This window comes from Paenibacillus faecalis, from assembly GCF_900289175.1.
GTDB lineage: Bacteria > Bacillota > Bacilli > Paenibacillales > Paenibacillaceae > Paenibacillus_AQ > Paenibacillus_AQ faecalis.
The window spans coordinates 1,874,935-1,886,706 of sequence record NZ_LT985747.1 but is presented as its reverse complement, the minus strand read 5'-3'; the positions used below and the strand labels follow the sequence as shown (position 1 = coordinate 1,886,706).

The following is an 11,772-nucleotide window of genomic DNA, read 5'->3' as shown; positions in this document are numbered from 1 at the left end:
CTTTCTGGACAGCCCCTTCGTATTATTAGGTCAACCAGAGTTTACTGGTTGGTCTTTTTTATTGGTTGTTTTACGATGGTGGTAGCCGGGAGAACGTGACAGCCCCTGGGGGGGGACCCCGTACAAAAAACAGTTCTCTCACTATCGCCTTCTACCATGTTTGAGCTGGTTGAGGCAAATGACCTCGTATAACAAGCGAAGCTGTGGAGTTGGAACCATTGTGGGATTACCGGCAAATATAATGCGGGAGGAGAAAAATGAAACCTGTTATAGGAATTGATGTAGCAAAAGGAAAATCAGTTATTCAAGCATTTTTAAAGCGAAATGTTCCCTATGGCCGAGATCAATTGATTTTGCATTCACCAAAAGGATTTGAACGATTATTTCAAACTTTAGTGGAATTAGAAGTTAAGACAAATCGGAAGCCCGTTGTTATCTTGGAACCAACAGGGCACTACCATCGTGTCCTTGTTAACTATTTACAAAGCGTAGGATATGAGACCATTCTCGTTAATCCCCTGCAGGCACAACGTGCTCGAAGAACGAATCTACGTAAAGTGAAAACGGATGCATCAGACGCTTGGCATCTGGGGGATTTATACTACCAGGAGGAGAGTTGGCTTGTTCATCCGAGTCCTAAAGAATCGTTAATGGACTTACAGTTCATAACAAGACAACACGAGTTTATTACTAGCCTTTACGTTCAAGCCAAGTTGAATACGCGGACGCTAATCGATCAGGTATTTCCAAACTATGAAGGTGTATTTAANACTGTTCCGTAGTAGTCGTCAGATTACGCATAAAAACCGTCCTTTCTGTAGGTGTGGTTGTGGTGACTTTCATTTTACAGGAAAAGACGGTTTTTTTGTGCACATTTTTAACATTCAACAAAAACGGGGCGTCCAGAAGTTAGCTTTCACTGACTTTCTGGACAGCCCCTTTATTTGACTATAATAAATGGTATCCACAGTTTTAAATTCCCCCGAATATCTTCGCTTTAAGCTCATTTATGGGAATGAATCTGGTTCTCTATCATAACCACTGGACGATCCGGTTCGTCTTTTGGGAGCATAGCTAACAGGAGTGGAACAAATAGAGCCATACTTACTGCAAAAATAATATAAGGAATAGTAGGACCATATGTATCAAACAAAAAGCCACCCAATGCAGGCCCCATGATCATTCCAAGGTTTGAGCCGATTGAATATTTGCCATAGGCATTCCCAGTATGCTCTTCTGCAATCTTCTTAAAAAACATGGCATCGAGAGAAAGATTAAACGTTGAATAGGAGAGGCTAAAAATCATCCACAGCAAAGCAAAAATGCTTAGTCTGAAAGAAAATACAATAGTCGTAATGGTTACTATGGATATAACTACTGAAAAAGTAATAGCCTTACGATAACCTATACGATCCCCAAATTTACCTAAAAGGGAACCTGAAAAAGACGAGACAAGCATCGGCAAGAAAAAAGTAATGGCAATCTCTTTAATGTCCGCATTAAATCTTGCTTGTAGATAGGGTATTAATAAAACGACAATCATACTGGATAACAAACAGTAAAGTACATTAACCAACCAGATTTTTCGCTTTTCCGGAGATAAAACAAATTTATAATCCATGATAACTCTCCTCTATTTTTTAAGAGATTGTTCTATGACGGATTGTCACGCTAAGTACGACAGCTCTTCCATGATTTGGAGTTCACTATAAAATTACTATAATTTTAAATTTTTATCAAAAAAATTTTCTCTCGTAACTTTTTGGGATAAAAGGTGCAATTTCACACATTATTTCACCTGTTTACTGTATGGGGAGTATATGAAAAATCTACCGCTCTATTGACTTACGATGTCAAAGGATTATAATGCTTACAACAACTGAAAAGATTTTTTATGTATATGCCAGAGAATATGGCTCCGGCGTCTCTACCAGGTTACCGTAAATGACTTGACTACATAAAAGATGAGAGAATCGTACTTTAGAACACCGAGATGATACAATACGTTCGCACATGTGCTGAAAATGTATTGATTAGATATGGTTTATTTTGGGGTCTCTTTTCCTTTATGTATAGTAACCCGGGCAGAACGCTGTCCGGGTTTTTCATGTCTTGTCACAAATGAATCTGGGATAAAACCAGTTTTTTATCATCGCGATGGGAGAGTGCTATAAATGAGTTCACAGAAAAGACAGAAGCTTTACGAGGTCAGCTATCCGCTTGGACAAATTGCCATGGGAAAGGCAGCCGCGGAAACGGTGATCAAGGACGGTACACTTGTGAATGTGTTTACGGGAGAGCTGTTGGAGCATGTTGATGTAGCGATAGCTTTCGGAAGAATTGCATATATTGGACAAGCCGATCATACGATCGATGAGCATACAAATGTGATCCAGGCAAATGGTCGGTACATTGCGCCAGGTCTGGTAGACGGGCATATGCATGTGGAAAGCACGATGCTGACGGTAACAGAATTCGCTAAAGCGGCCATGGCAACAGGCACGACTTCTATTTTTATGGACCCGCATGAAATTGCGAACGTATTTGGTTCCGAGGGCGTGCGTTGGATGCACGAAGAGGGGCAGCAGCTGCCGCTGAAAGTATTTACAACCTTCCCGTCCTGCGTTCCGTCTACAACCGATCTTGAAGACGCAGGTGCGGCACTTGGTGTAGCCGATATTGAAGCCGGGTTGAAGTGGCCGGGCGTAGAAGGTCTGGGCGAAGTTATGAACTTTCCCGGGGTCGTATTTGGTGACCCGACGATGTGCGGAGAAGTTGCTGCAACCTTAAAGGCTGGAAAAACGGTGACTGGTCATTTTCCTTCTGATGATGAACGTATGCTGCAGGCTTATATCGCTTCAGGGGCCAACTCCTGCCACGAAACGGTAACGAGGGAGCAGGGCTTGCAGAAGGTTAGACTCGGTATGCATCTGATGATCCGTGAAGGTTCCGCTTGGCATGATGTGAAAGAAGTCATCAAAGTAGTTACGGAAGATAACGTATGTACCGATAATATTTCTTTGGTAACCGATGACGTTTATCCGATGACACTGCTGAATCTTGGCCATTTGAATCATGTGGTACGCCGGGCCATTGAAGAAGGTGTTGATCCGGTGAAAGCCATTCAGATGGGGACGATTAACGTCGCACGGTACTTCGGGCTGGATCAGGAAATCGGAAGCATTGCACCGGGGAAAGCTGCAGATATTCTGCTGATCGATGATTTGAAGCAAATGATTCCGTCGCTTGTTATGGCTGATGGTGAGGTCATTGCGAAATCCGGAAAGATCGTGAAGGAGTTCCCGGTATATGTATATCCGGAGAAAGCTCGCAACTCGGTCCGGCTTCAACGCGCTCTGACCGCTGATGATTTCCTGCTCCATAGCAAAGGAAACGACGGACAGACAAAAGTAAACGTAATACAGGTGATTGAGAACAGTGCCCGGACGGCCAAAATCGTTGCAGACCTTCAAGTGAAGGAGGACATCATCCAGCCGGATATAGCGCAGGACGTTATTCAGCTCGCTTGCATTGAGCGCCATAAAGGAACAGGGCAAATTTCACTGGGCTTCGCAAGCGGATTTCAGTTGAAATCCGGTGCAGTTGCCTCTACGGTTGCCCACGATAGCCACAATCTGCTCGTTATGGGCACCAATCCGGAAGATATGGCCTATGCCGCCAATGAGCTTGCCGCTTGCGGTGGGGGCATGATCGTGGTGCGTGACGGCAAGGTGCTTGCCAAGGTGGAGATGCCGGTAGCCGGATTAATGTCAGATCGACCGCTTGAGACGGTAGCTGCTGAAGTGGTATCCATGGAGAAGGCATGGAAGGAGCTGGGCTGCATGATGAATGCGCCGTTTATGACTTTCTCTCTGATCGCTCTGCCGGTTATTCCGGACATCCGGATTACGAACCGGGGCTTGGCTGATGTATCTGAATTCAAATTAATCGAAACGGAATTGGATGCCGTCACCGTTTAAAAAGTTAAAAAAAAGAGACACTTATCATTGCGAAAAACAGGGTCACCCGTTGAGGTGTGCCCTGTTTTTTTCTATATTTTTCTGGAAACGTGATTTTCGTCACAAATTTATAACTATTTAGCCCCATACACCTCGCTTAAATGTGATAAATATCACAATCCATGTGAGGTTTGTTTGGGAAAATAATTAAAGATCAATTTTAAAAAGTTTCAATATGTGAAGTAAAAGAAAGGGGTATATTATGGATCCGGTTATGCTCGCACGTATCCAATTCGCTTCGACAACCATCTTTCATTTCATCTTTGTTCCGTTGTCCATTGGTCTGGCATTTCTGATTGCCATCATGGAGACGATGTACGTTGTCAAGGGTAATGAAACCTACAAGAAAATGGCTAAATTTTGGGGTAAACTGTTTCTCATTAACTTTGCAGTCGGGGTTGTTACCGGTATTCTGCAGGAATTCCAGTTCGGTATGAACTGGTCCGAGTACTCCCGATTTGTCGGGGATGTGTTCGGAGCACCGCTGGCGGTTGAAGCACTGCTCGCATTTTTCCTGGAGTCTACATTTATCGGATTGTGGATTTTTGGCTGGGATCGCTTATCCAAGAAGGTTCACCTTCTCTGTATCTGGCTCGTATCCATAGGTACATTGATTTCGGCATTCTGGATTTTGGTTGCCAACTCGTTCATGCAGCGTCCTGTCGGATTCGAGATGGTGAACGGTCGGGCTGAGATGAATGACTTTTGGGCGCTGATCACGAATGGTCAGCTGTTGGTTGAATTCCCGCATACAATTTTCGGGGCATTGGCAACAGGTGCTTTCCTAGTTGCTGGGGTTAGTGGATACAAACTGATGAAGAAATTGGACATCGATTTCTTTAAAAAATCGTTTAACATCGCCATCGTGGTTGCTATGATTTCCTCCATTCTTGTTGCTCTCTTTGGTCACCAGCAAGCACAATATTTGGTGGACACACAGCCTATGAAAATGGCTGCGGCCGAGAGTTTATGGGAAACGAGTGAAGATCCGGCTCCATGGACGGTCATTGCCGGAATCGATCCGGATAATCAGACCAATACATTTGAACTGAAAATTCCTTATTTGCTCAGCTTCTTATCTTACAGTAAATTTTCCGGTGAAGTTGTCGGCATGAAGGAGCTTCAGGCGCAATATGAAGAGCAGTATGGTCCTGGTGATTACATTCCACCGGTTCGAACCACATTCTGGAGTTTCCGCATCATGGTTGTTGCTGGTAGCATCATGATTTTGCTCGGATTGTATGGTACATGGTTGACTATGCGCAAGAAAGTAGAGAATGCTGGAAAGTGGTTCATGAAAGCACTTCTGTTCAGTATTTCGCTGCCATTTATCGCTAATACGTCGGGATGGATCATGACAGAGATCGGGCGTCAGCCATGGACGGTATTCGGGTTGTATCAAACACAGGACAGCATTTCGCCAAACGTAGGCGCAGGCTCCATCCTGTTCTCATTGATTGCATTCAGTACGATTTATGCGGTATTGGCTGCTATAACGGCTTATCTGTTCGTTAAAGTTATCAAGAAAGGGCCAAATGCGGAGGAAAAAGAAGATCACCTCGCAGCTGACCCATTCAACAAGGAGGGAATCAGCAGTGTCTCTTAATGAGCTTTGGTTTATACTGATTGCCGTTCTGTTTATCGGATTCTTCTTTTTGGAAGGATTTGACTTTGGTGTAGGTATGTCCACCCAATTCCTGGCCAAGAATGATAGCCAGCGGCGGGTGTTGATCAACTCGATCGGCCCGTTCTGGGATGCGAATGAGGTGTGGCTGATTACGGCGGGCGGAGCGATGTTCGCGGCCTTCCCGAACTGGTACGCTACACTGTTCAGCGGATTTTATATTCCGTTCGTTTTCTTGCTGCTAGCGTTGATTGGACGCGGGGTTGCATTTGAATTTCGCGGTAAAGTCGAGAATACACGCTGGAAAAAGACCTGGGATTTTGCAATTTTCGCAGGAAGCATCCTGCCGCCGTTCCTTTTTGGCGTAGTGTTTGCCGGGCTTATGAAAGGTCTGCCGATTGATGAATCGATGCATCTTCGTGCCGGATTCTTTGATGTCGTCAATCTGTATACGGTGGTAGGCGGGATCACCGTGGTTATGCTATGCTTGTTGCACGGACTTGTGTTTACAACACTGCGCACTACCGAAGATTTGCAGGAGCGTGCCCGGGTGATGGCCCAGCGTCTGTTGATCCCGGTTGCAGCGCTGCTCGTACTGTTCGGAGCGATGACGTATTTCATGACGGATATGTTTGAAGCTCGGGGCGGCATTTTGTCCGTATTATTGATCCTTGGCGTTGCTGCATTTTTGGCCGCCGGTTACTTTATGAAAGTTAAAAAAGACGGCTGGGCATTTGGAATGACCGGCGCTGTCATCATCATTGGGTTTATGTCTGTATTCATCGGGTTATTCCCACGTGTTATGATCAGCTCGATCAACAATGCGTTTGATCTGACGATTCACAACGCTGCATCAGGGCAGTATTCCCTGAAGGTGATGACGATTGTGGCGGTGACGCTGCTGCCGTTTGTATTAGGATATCAAATATGGAGCTACTTCGTTTTCCACAAACGGGTACATGAGAAGGAGCATTTAGAATACTGATGGGTAAAGATCTGCTGGGATACAAAGGAGTTAAGACGGTATTTTTCGTCGTTGCCGTATGTACCCTGGCACAAAGCATGGCCATCATATTGCAGGCAAAATGGCTGGCGGAGGTCATCTCCGCCCTGTTTGCCGGATTCTCCCTGCAGGAACAATACAGCACAATGGTATTGTTCCTGCTTGCATTTCTGGCAAGGCACGCCATTGGTCTGCTGCAGCAGGGTATAGCACAGCGGTTTGCCGAAGAGACGGGCACGGACCTGAGAAAGCAGCTGATGGATAAGCTGTTCCATATGGGACCGAGATTTGTCCGGTCTGAAGGAACGGGCAATGTGGTTACGCTTGTGCTGGATGGCATCGCAAAGTTTCGGAAATATGCAGAGCTGACTATACCGCGTATGATGGGTGTAGCGATCACTCCTGCATTGATATGGCTGTATGTGTTTTATATTGATCGTCTTTCGGCCATTATACTGCTCGTAACGATGCCGATTCTAATCGTGTTTCTCATTTTGGTCGGCTTGGCGGCTCGGACGCAGACGCAGCGACAGCTGCATACGTATCGGATATTATCCAACCATTTCGTAGATTCACTGCGCGGTTTGGAAACATTGAAGTTTTTGGGCCAGAGCCGTAAGCATAGCGAGAGCATTGGGGAGGTTAGCGAAAGCTACCGTAAGGCAACGATGCGTACACTTCGAGTTGCTTTTCTGTCATCTTTTGCCCTCGATTTCTTTACGATGTTGTCTGTTGCTGTTGTGGCAGTCAATTTAGGTTTGCGCTTGATTAACGGCAATTTGGAGCTGCTGCCTTCGCTGACGATTCTCATTCTGGCACCGGAGTATTTCTTACCGGTACGTATGGTGGGAGCTGATTTTCATGCGACTCTGGATGGAAAGCAGGCGGGTGAGGCGATTCAGGAGATCATCCACGATGAGCCGAAGAGTAGTATTGCAAAAGATAAGACGAATGAAGAAGGCTCTAGACCAGAGCCTGTGCTGAAATGGCAAGATCACAGTGTGCTAGAGTTGTCCGGTATCGGAATGCGCCATGATGAGAACGGACCTGCCTCATTGTCTGATGTTAGCTTCAGGCTACAAGGAAAGGGTCGAGTTGGCATTGTGGGCGAGAGCGGTGCAGGTAAATCGACATTGATTGACATTTTGGGGGGATTCCTTGCGTCAACGAGCGGCGAAATAACGCTGGATGGGGTAACGTTGGAGAACACAGCCTCTGAAACCTGGCGTAAAAACATGACCTACATTCCACAGCATCCATATCTTTTTAGCACCACACTTGAAGATAATGTTAGGTTCTATGCTCCGGACGCTTCACGAGCTGAGGTAAAGCGAGCGGTAGAAGCTGCTGGGCTAAGCGATTTGGCGGCATCTTTGCCAAATGGTTTGGATGAATTGATCGGTGGGGGTGGCCGAAGTTTAAGCGGAGGACAGGCACAGCGGGTTGCCATCGCAAGAGCGTTTTTAAGCAAGCGCCCTGTTCTGCTGTTGGATGAGCCCACCGCACATCTGGATATCGAGACGGAATATGAGCTGAAGGAAACGCTCATTTCGCTGTTTGAAGATAAATGGGTGTTCCTTGCCACACATCGCCTGCACTGGATGACGGAAATGGACTTCATTCTGGTCATGGACCAAGGTCGTCTAGCTGAATCAGGTACACATGAACAGCTTATGGCGCGTAAAGGAGTATATTACGGCTTGATCACATCGCAAATGGAGGGAGTGCTTTGAGACAGGAACAGTGGTTTCGCCCGTATGTAACTGTTTATTTCTGGCGTTTTCTACTCATCGTGCTCCTGGGTGCGCTGACGATTTTGTCAGCATCGATGCTTATGTTTACTTCCGGCTATCTGATCTCTAAATCTGCACTTCGGCCGGAGAACATATTGATGGTATATGTGCCGACAGTCGGTGTTCGCACGTTCGGGATCAGCCGGGCGGTTATGCACTATGTCGAGCGATTGGTAGGGCATGACACCATTCTGCGCATATTATCCAAAATGCGTCTGCGTCTTTATCAGCTGCTTGAGCCGCAGGCACTTCGGTTTTCCTCACGCTTCAAGACGGGGGATCTGCTCGGAGTACTGGCCGATGACATTGAATACTTGCAGGATGTATACATTCGCACGGTGTTCCCGGCCATTGTCGCTTTAGTATTGTATGCTGGTGTAATTATCGTCATTGGCGTGTTTGACCCGATATTTGCCTTGTTGATGGCAGCATATATATTTCTGCTCGTGTTCGTACTGCCGATCGTATCGCTGCTGCTTACCAAGCGCAACAATCGTAAAGTTAAGAATGAACGAGCTGCTCTGTACCAGAAGCTGACCGATGCGGTGCTTGGTATGGGAGAATGGTTTATCAGCGGCCGTCAAAAGGATTTTCTTACAGGATATGAACAGGATGAAGCCAGTGTCGACCGTACGGATCGGTCATTGAAACGTTGGGGACGGTTTCGTGGTTTTCTAAGCCAGCTCATCGTAGGTGCTATTGTCATATCCATAATCTATTGGTCAGGACAGCAGTATGCAGATGGTCAAATCGAGGTGACGCTCATCGCAGCATTTGTCCTCGTTGTATTTCCACTTATGGATGCATTCCTCCCGGTTTCCGAAGCCATCGAACGTATTCCACAGTATGAGCAGTCTTTCATCCGGCTGAACGCAATCACGGAGGAGACGCCCGAACAAGTGGATGGGGAAGATCAAGCCGGCATGACGAGAGAGGAAGCTGCTGCTACGGCTCTTGAAGGTGTTTATTTGAAAGTGGACAATGTACGCTTTGATTACGGAGAGCGGGGGGCGAGTGATCGCCCTACAGTAAGCAATCTGTCGCTGGACATTCCGCAAGGAGCGAAGGTGGCTGTCATCGGACGTTCAGGAGCTGGTAAATCGACGCTGCTGAATTTGATCCAAGGTGTGATTACTCCAATGGAAGGCAGGGTCACCATAAACGGTATAGATGCCTGCCAATTCGGTGATGGCATGCCTTCGGTCGTATCTGTATTAAATCAGAAGCCGCATCTGTTCGACACAACACTGGCGAACAATATCCGGCTTGGACGGATGGACGCGTCTGATGAGGAGCTTCAGGCTGCTGTTCAAAAAGCCCGGTTGGGGGAGCTTGTGAACGCTCTGCCAGAGGGTTTGGAAACCCGGATGCAGGAAACCGGGCAGCGCTTTTCCGGCGGGGAGCGCCAGCGTGTGGCGCTCGCTCGTATTTTGCTGCAGGACACACCGGTTGTTATTCTCGACGAGCCGACGGTAGGGCTTGATCCGAAGACGGAGCGCGATCTGCTGTCGACGATGTTCGCAAGCCTGGAGGGTAAGTCATTGATCTGGGTAACGCATCATCTGGTTGGTGTGGAAAAAATGGATGAGATCGTGTTTATGGAAGAGGGCCGCATTGTCATGCGCGGTACTCATGCTGAATTGATGGAGCGTTATCCGCGATATCGCAGCTTGTACGGGCTGGACCGTCCGGTTCAGGTGTAATCCATTGCAGTCGGCTGTTTTTATGTAATTGAAGCCGGGATGGCCAGAGGAAACTCAGGTGGTCCCGGCTTTTTGATGCTTTTTTGAGAATAAATAGATCGACAGTCGGCATTTTCCTTTCCTCAGCCAATTATGCGATAATAAGAGAATATGGAATATAAAGCGCTTTAAAAGCACGTATTGCAAAAGGAGGACAATGAAAATGGACTACCGTATTGAAAAAGATACCCTGGGTGAAATCAAGGTGCCAGCGGATAAGCTATGGGCGGCGCAAACCCAGCGCAGCCTTGAAAATTTTCGAATCGGAACAGAGAAGATGCCCATCGAGATTATCCGGGCTTTTGCCATTCTGAAGAAAAGTGCAGCCATTGCCAACGCCAAGCTTGGCAAGCTGGATCAGATTAAAGCAGATGCAATAGTAGAAGCGGCAGATGAAATCTTGACCGGGGAGCGGGATGATCATTTTCCGCTTGTTGTCTGGCAGACAGGCAGCGGTACCCAGTCCAACATGAATATGAATGAGGTTATTGCCAATCGTGCTAATCAGCTTTTAAAAGAAAAAGGTATAGAACAATCCATTCACCCGAATGATGATGTTAATAAATCACAAAGCTCGAATGACACCTTTCCAACAGCTATGCATATGGCTGCATTGATTGCGATGGAGGATCAGCTATTGCCAGCTTTACAGCGGCTGAAGCATACGCTTGCCGTGAAGAGCGAGGAGTATATGGACTTGATCAAAATCGGCCGTACGCACCTGCAGGATGCGACTCCTTTGACGCTCGGACAGGAAATCAGCGGCTGGCATCGGATGCTGGAGAAGTGTGAGCTGATGATTGCTGCAGCGGTAGAGCCGCTGCGGGAGCTGGCTATTGGAGGTACAGCTGTCGGGACGGGGATTAACGCTCATCCGAAATTCGGTGAAATGACAGCAGCCGAGATCAGTGCTGAAACCGGAAAAAGCTTCTCCACTGCAAGCAACAAGTTCCATGCGCTGACAAGCCACGATGAACTGGTGTATGCCCATGGGGCGTTGAAGGCATTAGCCGCCGATCTGATGAAAATTGCAAACGATGTGCGTTGGCTGGCCAGCGGTCCCCGCTCGGGTATTGGCGAGTTGACGATTCCGGCGAATGAGCCGGGCAGCTCGATCATGCCGGGTAAAGTCAACCCGACCCAGAGCGAAGCGCTGACGATGGTTGTCTGCCAGGTGATGGGCAATGATGCATCTATCGGCTTTGCGGCAAGCCAGGGCAACTTTGAACTGAACGTGTTCAAACCAGTCATTATCTATAACTTCTTGCAGTCGGTACGGTTGCTGGCGGATGGGATGGATTCATTTGACCGAAACTGTGCTTCCGGAATCGAAGCTAATATGGACGTCATTCGCACGAACATGGAGCGCTCCCTCATGCTTGTTACGGCATTGAATCCGCATATCGGTTATGAAAATGCGGCGTTTATTGCGAAGAAGGCACATAAAGAAGGCTCGACTCTGCGGGAGGCGGCTATTCAGAGCGGACTGCTCTCCGGTGAGGAGTTTGATCGGTTTGTGGTTCCTGCAGAAATGATTCGGCCGAAGGAGTAACGAATTGACAGCATGAAGAAACGTTTGATTTTACAATAA

8 protein-coding genes and 1 riboswitch are annotated in these 11,772 nt (G+C 47.1%); of the genes, 7 read left to right on the top strand and 1 reads right to left on the bottom strand.

Going from position 1 to position 11,772, the window contains the following annotated elements; all coding sequences use genetic code 11:
* The first annotated feature begins 257 nt into the window (after nt 1-257).
* The gene (locus C8268_RS09095; protein WP_106767366.1) at nt 258-782 is read left to right on the top strand and encodes an IS110 family transposase; all 525 of its coding nucleotides are present in this window, start codon (nt 258-260) and stop codon (nt 780-782) included.
* Nucleotides 783-1,003: 221 nt separating this feature from the next.
* On the opposite strand, the gene C8268_RS09090 is transcribed toward C8268_RS09095, so the two are convergent.
* On the bottom strand, nt 1,004-1,621 hold the full coding sequence (locus tag C8268_RS09090) for an MFS transporter (protein ID WP_106767365.1): 618 nt from the start codon (nt 1,619-1,621) through the stop codon (nt 1,004-1,006).
* A 253-nt stretch (nt 1,622-1,874) separates the two neighbouring features.
* Nucleotides 1,875-1,976: riboswitch (purine riboswitch) on the top strand.
* Nucleotides 1,977-2,174: 198 nt separating this feature from the next.
* Here C8268_RS09090 and ade point away from each other — a divergent pair.
* The 6 genes from ade (at nt 2,175) to fumC (ending at nt 11,733) form a co-directional block, all read left to right on the top strand.
* Nucleotides 2,175-3,980, top strand: a complete 1,806-nt coding sequence (ade, locus tag C8268_RS09085; protein ID WP_106767364.1) for an adenine deaminase — start codon at nt 2,175-2,177, stop codon at nt 3,978-3,980.
* Between the two features lie 241 nt (nt 3,981-4,221).
* Nucleotides 4,222-5,625 (top strand): cytochrome ubiquinol oxidase subunit I, encoded by a 1,404-nt coding sequence (locus C8268_RS09080; RefSeq protein WP_106767363.1) that lies wholly within the window; start codon nt 4,222-4,224, stop codon nt 5,623-5,625.
* Nucleotides 5,615-6,628: a cytochrome d ubiquinol oxidase subunit II gene (cydB, locus tag C8268_RS09075; RefSeq protein ID WP_234032710.1), complete on the top strand. Its 1,014-nt coding sequence runs from the start codon at nt 5,615-5,617 to the stop codon at nt 6,626-6,628. The genes C8268_RS09080 and cydB overlap by 11 nt, the downstream gene beginning before the upstream one ends.
* The gene (cydD, locus tag C8268_RS09070; RefSeq protein WP_106767361.1) at nt 6,628-8,379 is read left to right on the top strand and encodes a thiol reductant ABC exporter subunit CydD; all 1,752 of its coding nucleotides are present in this window, start codon (nt 6,628-6,630) and stop codon (nt 8,377-8,379) included. Before cydB ends, cydD begins: the two co-directional genes overlap by 1 nt.
* Entirely contained in the window at nt 8,376-10,142 is a 1,767-nt protein-coding gene (gene cydC / locus C8268_RS09065) for a thiol reductant ABC exporter subunit CydC (RefSeq protein ID WP_106767360.1), read from the top strand. The genes cydD and cydC overlap by 4 nt, the downstream gene beginning before the upstream one ends.
* 202 nt (nt 10,143-10,344) lie before the next feature.
* Nucleotides 10,345-11,733: a class II fumarate hydratase gene (gene fumC, locus C8268_RS09060; protein ID WP_106767359.1), complete on the top strand. Its 1,389-nt coding sequence runs from the start codon at nt 10,345-10,347 to the stop codon at nt 11,731-11,733.
* Nucleotides 11,734-11,772 lie beyond the last annotated feature (39 nt).